Here is a 15,778-nt window from a genome sequence, read left to right on the forward strand (position 1 = left end):
CATACTTCGACCTAAGTTTGTTCTTGACATATTTCTAGGTCGGATCTAAGTTTAGGTCTTGAGGGTCCCGGGTACCCGAACGGGGTGACCCGTTCCCTCCCGGCCGGACGAGCAAAGGACACCACCCTGAACGCCAGCCACGCCCCCAGCGCGTCCCCCCGCGTGCCGTCCCCCCGTGGCGCGGCCGTGACCCGCGATCTCATCGACCCGATGAAGGACTACCTGTCCCGCATCGGACGCACCGCGCTGCTGACCGCCGAGCAGGAGGTCGACCTGGCCAAGCGCATCGAGGCGGGGCTGTTCGCGCGCGAGCGGCTGGAGACCCGCGGCCCGCTGCTCAGCGAGCAGGACCGCGACGACCTGGCCTGGATCGCCGCCGACGGCCGCCGCGCCAAGGAGCACATGGTCGAGGCCAACCTGCGCCTGGTCGTCTCGCTCGCCAAGCGCTACATGGGCCACGGCCTGCCGCTGAACGACCTGGTCCAGGAGGGCAACCTCGGCCTGATCCGCGCGGTCGAGAAGTTCGAGTACCGGCGCGGCCTGAAGTTCTCCACCTACGCCGTCTGGTGGATCAAGCAGGCGATCAGCCGGGCGCTCGCCGACCAGAGCCGCACGATCCGCATCCCCGTGCACGTCGTCGAGGTCCTCAACCGGATGACCCGGCTGCGCCGCACGATGGCGCAGGACCTCGGCCGGGAGCCGACCTCGGCCGAACTCGCCGTCGAGCTGGACGTCACCACCGAGAAGGTCGAGTGGCTGCGGCGCCAGTCCCGCGAGCCGCTGTCCCTGCACACCCCGCTCGGCGAGGACGGCGACGGCGAACTCGGCGACGTCATCGAGGACCCCGACGGCGGCGACCCCGCCGACGTGGTCGCGACCTCGATGTTGCGCGGCCGCCTCGACGCCGTCCTGGAGACGCTGACCGAGCGCGAGGCGGGCGTCATCTCGATGCGGTTCGGGCTGGCGGGGGGCGAGCCGAAGACGCTGGAGGAGGTCGGCAAGGTCTACGGGGTGACGCGCGAGCGCATCCGGCAGATCGAGTCCAAGGGCATGCACAAGCTGCGCCACCCGTCCCGCCGCGAGACGCTGGCCGACCTGCTGGGCTGAGCCGTCCCGGGTCCCGGCCCGCCCGGCCGGGACCGGTCCAGTACACGCGCGGCCCGGCTCGTCGGCGAGATCGTCGGAATGTCACGACGACTTCAGCGGTAGGTCGATCTCCTCCCGCGGTGGGATGACAGTCTGGGTGATGTCCGACAAGACTGCAATGGGCGTTCGGCGCGAACTGGAGAGAGACGAGGATGACGGCGAGGCGGTCGACGGGGTGGTCGACGGGGCGGCGCGGGCGGCGCACGGCAGCCGGGTCCAGGCGCGCGATCGCGGTGGGGGTCACCGCGGTGCTCACGCTCGGACTGCTCCAGGGGCCGGCGACGGCGATGCTGCCCTCCCCCTCACCCGGGCCCGCGGACATGACGGGCGTCCCGCTGGCGGCCGCGGCGCCGCCCGCGGCCACCCCGCCCGCCTCCGCGACCGGGGTCGCCCCCGCGAACCTGCGCGCCACGCTGGACGCCGTCCACGCGGCGGGCATGTACGGGATCTTCTCCTCCGTCCGGGACGGCGACCGGCGCTGGAGCGGCGCGTCGGGGGTCGCCGACACCGCGACGGGACGTCCCGCCGCCGCCGGCATGCGGACGCGCGTCGGCAGCATCACCAAGACGTTCGTCGCCACGGCGATCCTCCAGCAGGTGGAGCGGGGGCGCGTCGTCCTGGACGCGCCGATCGGCACCTACCTGCCCGACCTGTTCCCCGGCCAGCGCGGGCGGCAGGTCACCGTGCGGATGCTGCTGAACCACACCAGCGGCATCGGCGACTACGTCGTCAACGCGTTCCCCTCCCTGGCCGACCTCTCGCCCGCCGACCTCGACAGGGAGCGCTTCAGGAAGGTTCGTCCCGAGCAGCTCGTCGCCTGGGGCCTGGCGGCGCCTCCCACCGGCGACCCGGGCGAGCGCTGGTCCTACTCCAACACCAACTACGTCATCGCCGGGCTGCTCCTGGAGAAGGTCACGGGGACGAAGGCGGAGGAGTACATCACCCGCGAGGTCATCCGGAAGGCCGGGCTGAAGCACACCTACTTCCCGACCGGGCCCTACGTCCACGGGGCGCACCCGCGGATGTACGAGTCGCTGTACCAGCACGTGAACCCGCCGCGCGACTACAGCGTGTTCGACATGAGCTGGGCCTGGACGGCGGGCGCGCTGGTCTCCACCACGGACGACCTCAACCGCTTCTACCGGACGCTCCTCACCGGCGGCCTCGTCAACCGGCTGTCGCTGGCGCAGATGCAGCAGACCGTCCCGGTCAAGGACCCCGACGGCGACGTGCTGATGAAGTACGGCCTCGGCATCTACTCCGTGAACCTGCCGTGCGGCACGTTCTGGGGCCACGACGGCGCGGTCTTCGGCGCCGGGACGCAGGCGCTGTCCAGCGCCGACGGCGGCCGCCAGGTCGCGTTCGGGTTCAACCTCATGAAGTACCAGCGGCTGGACGCCGACGGCGCCCCGCTGCCCGACCCGATCGACAGCGCGCTCGGCGCGCACGTGATCCAGGCGCTCTGCGGGACGCAGTCGCCGACGGGCCCCGCCGAGCCGGGCCCGCCGCTGCGCCCGCTGCCGCTCCGGTTCGCCCGCACCGGCCCCTGACCGCCTACGAGGACGCCTGCGGGGCCAGGTCCGAGGGGTCGGTGTTGGCCCCGCACAGCACGACCACCACGCGCTCGCCGGGCGCCGGACGGTAGGCGCCGGTGCGCAGCGCGGCCACGGCCGCGGCGGTGCCGTGCTCGACGGCCAGCCGGTACTCGCGCCACAGGAGGCGGCGGGCCTCGACGATCGCCGCGTCGGTGACGAGGACCGATCCGGCGCCCGTCCGCGCGGCCACGCCGTGGGCGATGCCGCCGAGCCGGGTGGCGCCGAGGGAGTCGGCGGCGACGCCGGAGACCGCCACGTCCACGGGCTCCCCGGCGGCCAGGGCCCGGTCGAGCGTCGGGCAGTTCTCGGGCTCGACGCCGACGACCCGCGCGCGGCCTTCCAGCGCCGCCGCGACGCCCGCCATCAGCCCGCCGCCGCCGACCGCCAGCAGGACGGTGTCGACCTCGCCGCCGGTCTGCTCCGCGATCTCCAGGCCGAGCGTGCCCTGGCCGGCGCAGACGGCGGGCTGGTCGTAGGCGTGGCAGGCCAGCGCGCCGGTGTCGGCGGCGCGCTTGGCGGCGGCCTCCTGCGCCTCGGCGTAGCGGGTGCCGACCCGCACGACGCGCGCGCCGAGCGCCCGCAGCCCCGCGACCTTCACCGGCGGCGCCGTCTCCGGCACGAACACCTCGGCGGGCACCCCCACCCGCGCCGCCGCGTGCGCGAACGCGAGGCCCGCGTTGCCGCCCGAGGCCGCGACGACGCCGGCGGCGGGCAGCCGTCCCGCCTCCCGCGCGGCGAGGATGTGGTTGAACGCGCCCCGCGCCTTGAACGATCCGGTGTGCTGGATGAGCTCCAGCTTCAGCCAGGTCCGCGCCGCCTCCCCGGGTGCCCCCGGCGACCCGGGGAGGAGCGGGCCGGGCGCGACGGCCGGCAGCGGCGTCCTGCGGACCCGTCCCGCGATCCGCTCCGCGGCGGCCTCGACGTCCGAACGAAAGATCACCCTGCGTTCCCCTTCCCACGTGTGCCGGGCTCGGATTCCATCCCTACCAGGCTTCGGTGGCACGGAGGGTGGGCCCTGCGCGTTCCGCGGGATGCCCGTCAGGTGCGGGCGTGCTCGGCGGCGTCCGCGCCCTCGCCGTCCCGTGCCGCCTCCTTGTCGAGCGGCACCTGCCTGACCAGCCACGCCAGCGCGAACGCCAGCACGCCCACGCCCGTCGCGACCAGGAACCCCTGGTGGACGCCGCCCGCCACCGCGTGCCGGTAGGCGTCGCGGACCCCGGCGGGCAGCGTCCGCAGGCCCGCCGCGTCCAGCTGCGCGGAGCCCTCGGTGGCGGCGGCGTAGCCGCGCTCGGCCATGATGTCGCGGACGCGCCCGGTGAACAGCGCGCCGACGATCGAGACGCCGACCGAGCCGCCGATCGTCCGGGCGAGCGTGGCGGTGGACGAGCCGACCCCGAGGTCGGCGCGCTCGACGCTGTGCAGCGAGACCAGCAGCGTCGTCTGCATGAGGCAGCCGATCCCGGCGCCGACCAGCGCCATGAACGCGCCGGTGGTGAGCCGCGAGGTCGCGGTGTCCATGGTCGCCAGCAGTGCGAGCCCGGTGGTCAGCAGCGCCCCGCCCGTGACGATGAACGCCTTGTAGCGGCCCGTCCGGGAGATGACGGGCCCGGCGACCATGTTGACGGCGACCATCGCGAGGAACAGCGGCATGCCGAGCAGGCCCGCGTTCGTCGCGGACGAGCCCTGCACGGCCTGCTGGAACAGCGGCAGGTAGGTCATCGCGCCGAACATCGCGAAGCCGAGCAGGAACCCGATGACCGTGACGACGGTGAAGTTGGCGTTGCGGAACAGCTTCAGCGGCAGGACGGGCTCGGCGGCGCGCCGCTCGGCGACCACGAACGCGACGCCGGCGGCCACCGCGAGCGCGCCGAGACCGATGATCATGCCCGACGTCCACGCGTACTCGGCGCCGCCCCACGTGGTGACCAGCACGACCGAGGAGATCGTGGTGGCCAGCAGCGCGACGCCGAGGTAGTCGATCCGGGCCTGCGAGCGCTGCTTCGGCAGGTGCAGGACGGTCGAGATCATGAACAGCGCGAGCAGGCCGAGCGGCAGGTTCACATAGAAGCACCAGCGCCAGCCGAGGTGGTCGGTGATCGCGCCGCCGACCAGCGGCCCCGCGATCATCGCCAGCCCCATCACGCCGGAGATCATGCCCTGGTAGCGGCCCTGGTCGCGGGGCGGGACCAGGCTGCTGATGATCGCCAGCGCGCCGACCATCAGCCCGCCCGCGCCGAGCCCCTGGATCGCCCGGAAGCCGATGAGCTGGGTCATGTCCTGCGACATCCCGGCCAGCGCCGACCCGGTCAGGAAGATCACGATCGCGGTGAGGAAGGCGCCCTTGCGCCCGTACATGTCGCCGAGCTTGCCCCAGACGGGCGTGGAGACGGCGGTCGCGAGCGTGTACGCGGTCACGACCCAGGACAGGTGGCCGAGGCCGCCGAGGTCGCTGACGATGCCCGGCATCGCGGTGCCGAGGATCAGGTTGTCGAGCGAGGCCAGCAGCATCGCGATCAGCACGGCGCCGATGACGACGTACAGGTTGCGGCCCTGGCCCGGCCCGTCCTGAGGGGGTGCCTGGGGGGTCATGGTCGGTCGCTCCTCGCTCTCGATACTTACTTGCCGCCCGGCAAGTTAACGGTTCGAGTGTCCGCGCTAACTAGCCGGGCGTCAAGTAAGTTGAGGCGGTATCTTGGTCCTAGGACGAGCGGAGGAGACGACCGTGACCCGCCCCCAGACGCGCCGCAAGGACACCCGCGAGCGGATCCAGCACGTCGCGCTGGAGCTGTTCCTCGAACGCGGCTACGACCAGACCTCGCTCCGCGAGATCGCCGAGCGGCTGGAGGTCACCAAGGCGGCGCTCTACTACCACTTCCGCACCAAGGAGGACATCGTCACCAGCCTGATCGAGGACATCGGCCGCCCGGTCGACGACCTGATCGCCTGGGGCCAGGGCCAGCCCGCCACCCGCGCGACCCGCCGCGAGGTGCTGCGCCGCCTGAACGAGGCGCTCGACACCGGCGCGCCGGTGTTCCGGTTCCTCCAGGAGAACCAGGCCGCGCTGCGGTCCCGGGGGAGCGCCGACGGCTTCCGCGACCGCATGCGGGCGCTGGGCGCGCTCCTCACCGTCCCCGACGCGGGCATGGTCGAGCAGGTCCGCACCCTCAGCGCCCTGTTCACCGTCTACTTCGGCACGTTCGCCGCCAGCCACATGGAGGGCGACCCCGACGAGAAGCGCGCCGCCCTCCTCCAGGTCGCCTGGGAGCAGCTCGACGCCGCCCACGGCTACACCGGCGAGGACGGCGAGTAGGGCAGCGCCTGGTCAGAGCCCGGTCAGCGGTGGTCAGCGGCGGTGCGTGGACGGTGCGCGGCCCGTCAGCGCCCCCGCCGAGGCTTCGGTCGTGCGAGCGGGAGACCGATCCCGCCCGGAGCAACGGGAGCAGACGATGCGGAACGCCGACGCCACGACCAGCAAGACCGTCCTGATCTCCGGCGCCGGCGTCGGCGGGCCCGCGCTCGCCTACTGGCTGGACCGCCACGGCTTCGACGTCACGGTCGTCGAGCTGGCCCGGGGGCTGCGCGCGGGCGGCCAGGCGGTCGACGTGCGGGGCCCGGCGCTGGAGGTCGCCGGGCGGATGGGCGTGCTGGAGGAGATCCGCGCGCGCCGCGTCCAGATGCGCGGCATGTCCATGGTGGACGCGAACGGCGACGAGCTGTTCCGCAGCGAGGAGTACACGATCACCGGCGGCGACCTGGGCGGCCCCGACATCGAGATCCTCCGCGACGACCTGTCGCGGATCCTCGCGGACGCGGCGGGCGACGGCGTCGAGTACCTGTTCGGCGACTCGATCGCCGCGCTCGACCAGGACGAGGACGCCGTCCGGGTGACCTTCCGCAGCGGCCTCACCCGGACGTTCGACCTGGTCGTCGGCGCCGACGGCCTGCACTCCACCACCCGCTCACTGGTCTTCGGACCCGAGCGCGACCACATCACCCACCTCGGCAAGTACCTGTCGGTGTGGACGGCCCCGAACTTCCTCGGCCTGGACCGCTGGCAGGTGTTCCACCAGATGCCGGGCAGCGCCTGGGGCGGCGGCGTCATGAGCGTGCGCGGCAACGCCGAGATCCGCGTCTACATGGGCTTCGAGTGCGACGAGCCGGTCGCCTACGACCACCGCGACACGGCGGCGCAGAAGAAGCTGATGGAGGACGCGATGGCGGGCGGCGGCTGGGTCGTCCCGCAGCTCCTCGACAGCATGTGGGACGCGGCGGACTTCCACTTCGACTCGATGGCGCAGATCCACATGGACCGCTGGTCGCGGGGCCGGGTCGTCCTGCTGGGGGACGCCGGGTACTGCGGGTCGCCGCTGTCCGGGCAGGGCACGAGCATGGCGATGGTCGGGGCCTACGTCCTGGCGGGGGAGCTGAAGGCGGCGGGCGGCGACCACCGCGCCGCGTTCGCCGCCTACGAGTCGGCGCTGCGCGGATACGTCGCCGCCAACCAGGGGCTCGCGCTGACCAACATGGCGCGGGTCGACGCGCAGCGGAGCGCGGCCATGGGCGGGACGGCCGAGGACACGGCCGCGGGCACGGCTCGGATCGACTTCCAGGACTTCGGCGAGATCGTCGACTCCTTCACCGTCCGCGACTACTGAGGCGGGGTCTCAGGGGGCGCCGAGGGAGGCGGCGCGGGCGAGCAGCACCTTCCGTTCGGGCGCGTTGCGGGTCAGTTCCGCGGCGCGCTCGAACTCCGTCCGGGCCTCCTCCGGCCGTCCGAGCCGGGCGAGCAGGTCGCCGCGGACGCTCGGCAGCAGGTGGTAGCCGCGCAGCGACGGCTCGGCGGCGACCGCGTCCACGAGCGCGAGGCCACGCTCGGGGCCCTCGGCCATGCCGACCGCGACCGCCCGGTTCAGCTCCACGACCGGGGACGGCGCGACCCGCGCGAGCACCTCGTAGAGCGCGGCGATCTGCGCCCAGTCGGTCTCGGCGGCGGTGGGGGCCTGCGCGTGGGACGCGGCGATCGCGGCCTGGAGCACGTACGGGCCCGGCGGCTCGCCGATCTCCCGCGCGCGCAGCAGCGCGGCGAACCCGCGGCGGATGAGCAGCCGGTCCCAGAGCGCGCGGTCCTGGTCGCGCAGCGGGACGGGCTCGCCGGACGGCCCGGTCCGCGCCCGCGTCCGGGACGCCTGGATCTCCATCAGCGCGGCGAGCCCGTGCGCCTCCGGCTCGCCGGGGACCAGCCCGGCGAGGACGCGGCCGAGGCGCAGCGCCTCCTGGCACAGGTCCGTCCGGACCCACGCCTCGCCCGCGGTCGCCGCGTACCCCTCGTTGAAGATCAGGTAGATGACCTCCAGCACCGAGGACAGCCGCGCCGCGCGCTCGGGCCCCTCCGGCACCTCGAACGGCACGCGGGCCTCCGCCAGCGTCCGCTTCGCCCGGACGATCCGCTGCGCCACCGTCGGCTCGGGGACGAGGAACGCCCGCGCGATCTCCTCGGTGGTCAGCCCGCCCAGCATCCGCAGCGTCAGCGCGACCCTGGCCTGCGTGGACAGCACCGGATGGCAGGCGGTGAACACCAGCCGGAGCACGTCGTCCTCGATGGGCTCGGCGTCCTCGGCGAGGTCGAACTCGGCCGGCGCCTCCCGCGCCTCGGGCTCCAGCCCGTGCCCGATCTCGGTGAGCTTGGCCTCCAGCCGCTGCTCGCGGCGGATCCGGTCGATGGCGCGGCGCTTGCCGACGGCCATGAGCCAGGCGCCCGGGTTGTCCGGGACGCCCGACCCGGGCCACTGTTCGAGGGCGGCGACCAGCGCGTCCTGCGCGATCTCCTCGGCGAGCCCGACATCGCGCAGCAGGCGCGCGAGCCCGGCGATGATCCGCGCGCTCTCCATCCGCCACACCGCGTCGATGCTCGCGTGCACGTCAGAGGCCGTCACGCCGCCGATGACAGCACCCGCACGGGCCCGCGCGCAAGTCCGGGCGGCGGCGCGGCCCCGGGGCGGCGGCGCGGCCCTGGGCGGCGCGGGCCGCCGCCCGCGCCGGGGTCACGCGCCGGGGGCGGCGTCCTCCGGGCCGAAGACCTGCTTGATGACGCCCTCGCCGTCGCCGACGATCCGGTAGAAGCGGCGGGACAGCTCGACCGCCTCCTCCCGCGTCCGCACCTCGATCAGCGCGAAGCCGACGACGCCCTCCTTGGACTCGGTGAACGGCCCGTCGGTCACGGTCACCTTCCCGCCCGAGGAGGTGATCCGGGTGCCGTGCGGCTCCAGCCCGCCGGTCGCCAGCAGCACGCCCGACCTGGACATCTCCGCGATGAACGCGCCCATCTCCGCCTGGAGCCTCTCGTCCTGCGGGACCTCCTCGCCGCCGCCGCCGTCCGTCGTCATCAGCATGAACCGCATCGTGATGCCTCCTGGTCTCGTGTCCGGGCTCTCCCCGGCCTTCACGGACGCGTCGAAGGGCGGGCGGCCGGATCGACATCGCGGACGACCCTTTTCGGATTTTTTCTCTGGGACGCATCGTGCCAGGTCAGGGCCGAAACGGTACACCGAGCGGTGTTCTGGGTCTTGGTCGTCGCCCCCGGCGGCGAGTAACTTTGCCGTGAAGGCAGGAATTTCTCGCGCCCCTGAGGAGGCGTCCCCCGTGGGAGACCCGCCATCTGGACCCGGCGTGCCCGCCATCCCTGACGTGCCCGCCGCGCAGGGACGTGAGCTGGCCGGGCCCACCGTCCTGCGGATGCTGGTCGGCGCGCAGCTCCGCCGGCTGCGCGAGCGGGCCGGCATCTCCACCGAGGCCGCCGGCTATGAGATCCGCGGCTCCCACTCCAAGATCAGCCGGATGGAGCTGGGCCGGGTCGGCTTCAAGGAGCGCGACGTCGCCGACCTCCTCACGCTCTACGGCGTGACCGACGCCGCCCGCCGTGACCCGCTGCTGCAACTGGCCGAGCAGGCCAACGCGCCCGGCTGGTGGCAGCCCTACAGCGACGTCGTGTCGAGCTGGTTCGAGCCGTGCCTCGGGCTGGAGCAGGGCGCCGAGGTCATCCGCGCCTACGAGATCCAGGCCGTCCCCGAGCTGCTCCAGACCGAGGACTACGCCCGCGCCCTGCTGCGCGCCCGGCACATCGACGCCTCCGAGACCGAGATCGAGCGGCGCGTCGAGCTGTGCATGCTCCGCCAGCGCATCCTGACCCGCCCGTCCCCGGTGAAGTTCTGGGCGGTGCTCGACGAGGCCGTCGTCCGCCGCCTGGTGGGCGGCGCCCTGACGATGCGGCTCCAGCTCCAGCACCTGATCAAGGTGTCGGCCGAGCCGAACATCACCGTCCAGGTGCTGCCGTTCGCCTCCGGCGGTCACGCCGCCGAGGGCGGCCCGGTGACGATACTGCGCTTCGCCGAGCCGGAGCTGCCCGACGTCGTCTACCTGGAGCAGCTCGCCGGGGCCCTCTACCCCGACCGCAACGCCGAGGTCGTCCGCTACCGCGACGTGATGAACCGGCTGGGCGTCCAGGCCGAGCCCCCGTCCCGCACGCCCGACATCCTCCGGACCCTGCTCGACCAGTACGTCTGACCGGCGGGCGGCCCGCGGGCCGCCCGCTCCGGACCTACCTCCCGGTGGGCACGTAGGTCGCGATCAGCACGCCGCTCTTGAACGCGGTGGTGCCGGCCGGCTCGAACGCGGCGGCGAAGTCCTTGCGGGCGAGCAGCTCGGCCGGGTCGCCGGTGCCCACGATGACCGGGTGGATCCACAGGCGCAGCTCGTCCAGCAGCCCGCCCTCGATCAGCGTCCGCGTCACCGCGCCGAACCCGTACTGCAGGATGTCCTGGCCGTCGCGCTCCTTGAGCGCCCCGATCTCCGCGACCGCGTCGGCGCGCCTGACGACGGTGGTGTTGCTCCAGGTGGGCTTGTCGAGCGTGTCGGAGACGACGACGTGCTCGATGGTGTTCATCCGCACGCCGAAGTCGCCGGTCGCCTCCTCCATCGCGGGCCACACCTCCGAGAACCCGTCGTAGGTGGTCCGGCCCATCACCATGGCGTCGCAGGAGAACAGCAGCTCGCTGGCGTAGGCGGCGGCCTCGTCCTGGAAGTAGGCCGACGTCCAGTTCTGCGGGTTCTCGATGACCCCGTCGAGCGAGATGTACGTCGAGTTGATGATCTTGCGCATGGTCTGCTCCCAGCTGCGTGGTGGGAGGGGCCGTCCGACCGGCCCCCTCCGCGGTGCCGATGGACCCCACACTGCCCGGACCGTTTTACGGGATTCTTACGGTCCCGTTCGCGGGGGAGCGGAAGTCAGGAGGGGTGTCGGTCGTCTCTGGAGGTTCCGGGGAGCCGATCGGGGAGCCACGCGCCTACGCGGACTTCGCGGTCCCGCTGAAGATCTCGTTCATGTGCTCGGCTCCGTCGCGGATCTCGGGCCGGAGCTGGTGGCGGTAGACCGTTTCGGTGATCTTGGTGCTGGCGTGTCCCACCAGGTCGCTGATCTTCTCGATCGGTACCCCGTGGTCACTCATGATGGACACGAACGTGTGCCGCAGCTCGCGCGGGGACCACTCGCTGGCGTCCAGCCCCGCAGCGCGCAGGACCTTGCGGAACCGGCGGCGGACGCGCGGCGCGTCGTACGGCGCTCCGTTCTCGTGGCAGAACACGAGATCGTGATCCTCGTACGCGTCTCCGGCTTGGAGTCGCTCGGCCGCCTGCCGCTTCTTGTGCTTCCTGAGCGCGTCCACGGCGGTGTCGGCGATGCCGAGTCCCCGCCTGCTGAGCGGTGTCTTGGTGTCGCCCTTGTGGCGGTCAGCGCGCCGGACATAGACGGTCGCCGTCTCCAGATCCACGTCACTCCACTTGAGGGTGCGGAGTTCCTCCGTACGCAGTCCCGAGACGATGGCGAGGATGACGTAAGCGCCGAGTCGGTGCTCGGGCTTGGCGGCTTCCTCAAGGACGTCCTTGGCCTGCTGGAGGGTGAGCGAGCGCGACTGACGCCCGGCCTTGCCTTCTGGCGTGTCCACCAGCAGGGCGACGTTCCGGCCGATCCGGTCATGGCGTGCCGCTCTGCGGATGGACCTCTTGAGCAGGCTGTGAACCATGCCCAGAGACGACGAGGTGAGGTGCGGTGCCCTGCCGTCGAGCCACTTCTCTACGTCGTCCGCTGAGAGTTCCTTGAGGCGCGCATGCCCGATGAACGGGATGAGCTGGTTCTTGGCGAGCGACCGGTACACCGTGTTGGACGAAGGTGACTTGCCTGACTTGGCGTACGCCGTCAGGTAGTCGTTCACCGCGTCGCGGACGAAGTAGTTGTGCTCGGTCTTCACGCCGCCGTCCAGCTCTTTGACGGCCTCCTTGAGCTTGTCCTTGACCTCTGTCTTGGTCTTCCCCTTCCTCTTGAGCCGGTTGCGCTTGCCGTCCGGGCCCATCCCGAGTGAGAGAGCGCCGGTGAACCCGCCGTTCTCCTCGTAGATCGACCCCTCGTACTTCCCGACCAGGATCTTCGTCAACGGATCCCTCCTCCTGCCGTTCGAGGACGCCTCCGACGATAACTCAAGACGTCCCAAGACGTCCCTTGCTTGGAGGGTGTCAGTGGACTTCTTCCATGGCGGTGAGGAACTCGGCGAGGTGCCGGTCGGTGATGCGGCGCGACTTTCCGATCTTGATACTGCGGAGCTGGCCGGTGCGGATCAGGAAGTAGACCTTGTCGCGTCCGATGCTGAGGATCTCGGCCACTTGCTCGACGGTGTACGCCTGCACGGTCACCACCTCCTCTTCTTCGGGACTCGTCCCGAGATCGTTCGTGGTGTGGGGTTGGCGATCATCTCCTTGGCTACGGTGAGTGCTCGTCTCCGTCTCGTCTCACGGACGTCTCCACGCTCCTTACGTGCAGGCGCGTGTGAGACGAGACGTTGAGACGACTACCGGTCGTGATCGGACGCCTTGTAGCGTCCGCGCTTGACCTGAACGGCTTGGCCTGCCTTCACGAGTTCGGCGAGTCGCCGGTACAGGGTGGGGCGGCTCATGTCCGTGAGCATCAGAAGGTGAGCGATCGGGAGACCTTCGTCCGGCGCCTCGTCCAGCACCCGCCGTAGAACGTCGTCGGTGTGGTCGTCAGGGATGGGCGTGGCGGCGACGGGGGCCGTGTGCGACACGTCCAATGCCCGCGATGAGACCTCATCCAGCGCAGGACGGACGTTCGCGTGCCTCTCGGCAGTCAGGGTCACGGTCGCGTCGTCGAGTAGGTAGGCGCGGGCTCGGCGCGGTGTGTCGTGCTCGGGGGCAGAGAGCAGGAACTTGCCGGGCGCGTTGAGGGTGTGGGCGTGCCATCCGGCGTTGAGCATCCCTTGCCCGAGGATGAGATCGACGTCCTTCCGTTCCCGAACACGGAAGCTCACGCGAACGTCCATCTGAGACCGGACGGCACCCTTCCCCATGGCCTTCTGCGTAGGCCGTTGCGTAGCGGCGATGAGAGTCACGGCGACGGCGCGTCCCCGCCGCGCGATGGAGTCCGTATCGGTGGCCGCGTCGGGGGCGTCGTCGGCGAGTTCGGCGTACTCGTCCACGACGATGACGAGCGCGGGAAGCTCAGGCGTCGGATCCCACACGCGCCGCCCATGGGCGACGAGCCAGTCGGCGCGCGCCTCAAGAACCGTTACCGCGTCGCGCAGCATCACGCGGGCCTGTTCGGGAGTGGTGGCCAGCCGGTCGATACACGACGCCCACGGCTGGAGTTCCATCCCGCGCTTGAGGTCGATCGCCCAGATCACCACGTCCCGGCACGCGGACAGATTGCCCATGAGGACATTGATGCCGCCGCTCTTCCCCGAGCCGGCCACGCCACCAATCAGCCCATGACGGCGCAGCAGCAGAACACGCGCGCTCGTGGCGTCCTCGAACGGTCCGAGGTCGATCGGCTCGGTAATGGACGAGACGGACGGTCCGGGCCAGGGGATGGCGCCCGCGTGCGGGTCGGTGTCGAGTACTCGCAGCTCGAACCGGTTGGCCTTGTCGTCCCGCGTCGGAGAGACGCGTACAGCCCCCCGGAACGTCCCGAGCGCTGACTCGATCGCTGGCACCTTGCCGAGGACGTCTTGAAGCGTCTGGCCACGCGCCAGCGCGAACCGGGCGCGCCATCCCCACACGTCCACTACAGCGGATTGAGGACGAGAGCCGTTCAGCCCGACCGACCGCGCGATCTCCGGCCACGCGGCGAGCCTCCGATCGACACGCACCTTGGCGCGTCGCCGTCGATGTGCCCACCACGGCACCGCGAGCAAGGCACCGCCCAGGACAAGCACCCGGGGAAGCGGCGAGAACGCGATACCGAGCGCGGTCACGGCAGCAAGCCACCCACCAGCACCCATGACGACGACGGCGGCGTACACCCGCTCCATTCGCTGGGCGAGCCCAACCCGCTCGCCGAACATGGCGAGTGCCCAAGCCGCCACCGTCGCGACGCCCAACACCCAAGGCCACCACCCCGGACGGGCGAAGTGCAGAACCACACCTCCCGCCAACAGAACACACACCAGATAGACCGGCGCGAGTTCCGACCGGTAGCGCCACAACGCCCGCGCCACCAGCACCCCAGCGACGTCCGGGAATGGCCCGTCACTGTCCACGATGACCATGGGCTGGAGCCCGTTGCGGCGCATCTTCTGCGCATGCCGCCGCATCTGACGCGTCCGGCTCATGAGCGTCCCCAAGCATCGGGGGGAAGCTGCCCTTGCGCGCGAAGCTCGTCCCGCAGGTAGTAGAGCGGATCCGGCTCGGCATCGCGTTCAGCACTCAGACAGGCGCGTCCGGCCGCCACCAGGTTTGCGCGGTCACGCCGAACCCGGACGAGAACAGCCGAGAGCCGATTGACTTCGGAGACGAGCGCGGGAACGTCGGCGAGTGCCGCATTGAGGCGAAGCCACACAGCCTCAAGTGAGGGCATCGCATCAGAGAGACCCGAGACGATCTCCCGCGCGACGAGGTTACGAGAACGGACCTCCAGAACATTGATTTCGACGGGACGCGGCGTATCAGGCACTAGGGCATCCCTCCCTTCGGTAAGGAACGTCAGGGCTGAGAAGAGGACTGGACGAGAACCGCCACCAGGCGGCGAATCTCCGGCGCGACACTCGTCGCGGCGAGGAAGAACCCGAACAACAGGCAAACCACGATGTGCCAGCCGCGAAGCCCCATGTACCGCCAAGCGACCCACACCGCAGCACCCAGAAGCGCCACCAGGGGAACCGACACGTTCACAGACTCACCCCCTCACAGCCACAGATCCGGGTACCGCGACCCGTGCCCGCGCCGGATCCACCGGGCGCGGGCGCGGCACTTGCGGCACCGCCGGTTGCCGGGTTCGACTCGCGCGCCACACGGACACGAGTGGCCGGTGATGATGCGCGGCATCCGCATGCTCACCGCCCTGCCGGAGAACGCTCAGGGAGGTCGTCGCACGTCTGCGTCCGTAGGACCCGCTGCGAGACGGCTCCGACCCGAGACGGCGCGGCGCCGCCACGCACGTACCGGCGCTCCTCGGCATGGATGCCGATGACGAGCATGGCGAAGATTCCGCAGGTGGATCCAGCGAGGAAGACGGCGACGATCGATCCAAGGACGAGGATCATGGGGGATCCCTCCTCTCGTACGGGCCCGGCGCCGGCGGCGGCCGGTCCGGGCGACCGGTGGCTTACGAGAAGAGAGTGCGCGTGACCTGGGGGACGAGATCACTACATGACTGGACGTGTTCATGACGTCCTCATAGGGTTGACCGCGTCCTGGGACGTCCCGGAAGCCGGACGGGTGCATGCCGAACGAACGCCTACGCGCCACCCTGCTAGAGCAGGGCCTCACGGTCGCCACGCTCGCCGAGTCGATCGGGGTCGATCACAAGACGGTCGAACGCTGGATCACCAAAGACCGCACCCCGTACCGGCGGCACCGCTACGCAGTGGCTTCACGCCTGGGCGTTGACGAAACCTTCCTCTGGCCCGACGCCCTCTCCAACGAACAGGTCACCGCAGCGTCCAGCAGCGAACTGGTGACGATCTACCCCCACCGTTCCA

At 71.4% G+C, this 15,778-nt stretch carries 15 protein-coding genes and 1 pseudogene; 5 read left to right on the plus strand and 11 right to left on the minus strand.

The window, feature by feature from the left end:
* Positions 1-204: 204 nt before the first annotated feature.
* Positions 205-1,107, plus strand: a pseudogene (locus tag GNZ18_RS29930) (RNA polymerase sigma factor); the annotation flags it as partial.
* A gap of 272 nt (positions 1,108-1,379) precedes the next feature.
* Positions 1,380-2,696 carry a serine hydrolase domain-containing protein gene (locus GNZ18_RS29935; protein WP_312874837.1) on the plus strand — a complete coding sequence of 439 codons (1,317 nt, stop codon included), beginning with the start codon at positions 1,380-1,382 and terminating at the stop codon, positions 2,694-2,696.
* Between the two features lie 4 nt (positions 2,697-2,700).
* Here the strand turns inward: GNZ18_RS29935 and GNZ18_RS29940 are convergent, their stop codons facing one another.
* Together GNZ18_RS29940 and GNZ18_RS29945 are read right to left on the minus strand one after the other, a co-directional pair.
* Positions 2,701-3,681 carry a threonine/serine dehydratase gene (locus tag GNZ18_RS29940; RefSeq protein WP_312874838.1) on the minus strand — a complete coding sequence of 327 codons (981 nt, stop codon included), beginning with the start codon at positions 3,679-3,681 and terminating at the stop codon, positions 2,701-2,703.
* A 98-nt stretch (positions 3,682-3,779) separates the two neighbouring features.
* Positions 3,780-5,330, minus strand: coding sequence for an MDR family MFS transporter (locus GNZ18_RS29945; RefSeq protein WP_156219975.1), 1,551 nt, complete (start codon positions 5,328-5,330; stop codon positions 3,780-3,782).
* 133 nt (positions 5,331-5,463) lie between these two features.
* Between GNZ18_RS29945 and GNZ18_RS29950 the strand changes: the two genes are divergently transcribed.
* Both GNZ18_RS29950 and GNZ18_RS29955 read left to right on the plus strand, forming a co-directional pair.
* On the plus strand, positions 5,464-6,051 hold the full coding sequence (locus tag GNZ18_RS29950; protein ID WP_308166379.1) for a TetR/AcrR family transcriptional regulator: 588 nt from the start codon (positions 5,464-5,466) through the stop codon (positions 6,049-6,051).
* A gap of 136 nt (positions 6,052-6,187) precedes the next feature.
* Positions 6,188-7,396: an FAD-dependent monooxygenase gene (locus tag GNZ18_RS29955; RefSeq protein ID WP_156219977.1), complete on the plus strand. Its 1,209-nt coding sequence runs from the start codon at positions 6,188-6,190 to the stop codon at positions 7,394-7,396.
* Between the two features lie 9 nt (positions 7,397-7,405).
* Here GNZ18_RS29955 and GNZ18_RS29960 read toward each other — a convergent pair whose 3' ends face one another.
* Together GNZ18_RS29960 and GNZ18_RS29965 are read right to left on the minus strand one after the other, a co-directional pair.
* Complete coding sequence (locus tag GNZ18_RS29960; RefSeq protein ID WP_156220165.1) at positions 7,406-8,629, minus strand: RNA polymerase sigma factor; 1,224 nt, start codon at positions 8,627-8,629, stop codon at positions 7,406-7,408.
* 153 nt (positions 8,630-8,782) lie between these two features.
* Positions 8,783-9,130, minus strand: coding sequence for a YciI family protein (locus GNZ18_RS29965; RefSeq protein WP_246250654.1), 348 nt, complete (start codon positions 9,128-9,130; stop codon positions 8,783-8,785).
* Between the two features lie 277 nt (positions 9,131-9,407).
* Between GNZ18_RS29965 and GNZ18_RS29970 the strand changes: the two genes are divergently transcribed.
* Positions 9,408-10,301, plus strand: coding sequence for a Sco1979 family transcriptional regulator (locus tag GNZ18_RS29970; RefSeq protein WP_374225493.1), 894 nt, complete (start codon positions 9,408-9,410; stop codon positions 10,299-10,301).
* Between the two features lie 34 nt (positions 10,302-10,335).
* Here the strand turns inward: GNZ18_RS29970 and GNZ18_RS29975 are convergent, their stop codons facing one another.
* The 7 genes from GNZ18_RS29975 to GNZ18_RS30005 all read right to left on the minus strand — a co-directional run bounded on the left by GNZ18_RS29975 (position 10,336) and on the right by GNZ18_RS30005 (position 15,340).
* Positions 10,336-10,896 carry a dihydrofolate reductase family protein gene (locus GNZ18_RS29975; RefSeq protein WP_156219979.1) on the minus strand — a complete coding sequence of 187 codons (561 nt, stop codon included), beginning with the start codon at positions 10,894-10,896 and terminating at the stop codon, positions 10,336-10,338.
* Between the two features lie 184 nt (positions 10,897-11,080).
* Positions 11,081-12,280, minus strand: coding sequence for a tyrosine-type recombinase/integrase (locus GNZ18_RS29980; protein WP_156219980.1), 1,200 nt, complete (start codon positions 12,278-12,280; stop codon positions 11,081-11,083).
* Between the two features lie 22 nt (positions 12,281-12,302).
* Positions 12,303-12,482 carry a helix-turn-helix domain-containing protein gene (locus GNZ18_RS29985; protein ID WP_312874839.1) on the minus strand — a complete coding sequence of 60 codons (180 nt, stop codon included), beginning with the start codon at positions 12,480-12,482 and terminating at the stop codon, positions 12,303-12,305.
* 152 nt (positions 12,483-12,634) lie between these two features.
* Positions 12,635-14,410, minus strand: a complete 1,776-nt coding sequence (locus GNZ18_RS29990; RefSeq protein ID WP_156219981.1) for an FtsK/SpoIIIE domain-containing protein — start codon at positions 14,408-14,410, stop codon at positions 12,635-12,637.
* Positions 14,407-14,751 (minus strand): hypothetical protein, encoded by a 345-nt coding sequence (locus tag GNZ18_RS29995; RefSeq protein WP_156219982.1) that lies wholly within the window; start codon positions 14,749-14,751, stop codon positions 14,407-14,409. Before GNZ18_RS29995 ends, GNZ18_RS29990 begins: the two co-directional genes overlap by 4 nt.
* A 29-nt stretch (positions 14,752-14,780) precedes the next feature.
* Positions 14,781-14,963, minus strand: a complete 183-nt coding sequence (locus tag GNZ18_RS30000) for a hypothetical protein (protein WP_156219983.1) — start codon at positions 14,961-14,963, stop codon at positions 14,781-14,783.
* A gap of 167 nt (positions 14,964-15,130) precedes the next feature.
* The gene (locus GNZ18_RS30005) at positions 15,131-15,340 is read right to left on the minus strand and encodes a hypothetical protein (RefSeq protein ID WP_156219984.1); all 210 of its coding nucleotides are present in this window, start codon (positions 15,338-15,340) and stop codon (positions 15,131-15,133) included.
* Positions 15,341-15,778: the final 438 nt, after the last annotated feature.

Origin of the sequence: Actinomadura litoris, assembly GCF_009733595.1 — a bacterium.
GTDB lineage: Bacteria > Actinomycetota > Actinomycetes > Streptosporangiales > Streptosporangiaceae > Spirillospora > Spirillospora litoris.

Excerpts from the sequence above, each read along its gene's own strand:
- GNZ18_RS29945 (WP_156219975.1), bottom strand. The coding sequence starts at position 5,330 with ATGACCCCCCAGGCACCCCCTCAGGACGGGCCGGGCCAGGGCCGCAAC.
- GNZ18_RS29955 (WP_156219977.1), top strand. The coding sequence starts at position 6,188 with ATGCGGAACGCCGACGCCACGACCAGCAAGACCGTCCTGATCTCCGGC.
- GNZ18_RS29960 (WP_156220165.1), bottom strand. The coding sequence starts at position 8,629 with ATGGAGAGCGCGCGGATCATCGCCGGGCTCGCGCGCCTGCTGCGCGAT.
- GNZ18_RS29965 (WP_246250654.1), bottom strand. The coding sequence starts at position 9,130 with ATGCTGATGACGACGGACGGCGGCGGCGGCGAGGAGGTCCCGCAGGAC.
- GNZ18_RS29975 (WP_156219979.1), bottom strand. The coding sequence starts at position 10,896 with ATGCGCAAGATCATCAACTCGACGTACATCTCGCTCGACGGGGTCATC.
- GNZ18_RS29990 (WP_156219981.1), bottom strand. The coding sequence starts at position 14,410 with ATGAGCCGGACGCGTCAGATGCGGCGGCATGCGCAGAAGATGCGCCGC.
- GNZ18_RS30005 (WP_156219984.1), bottom strand. The coding sequence starts at position 15,340 with ATGATCCTCGTCCTTGGATCGATCGTCGCCGTCTTCCTCGCTGGATCC.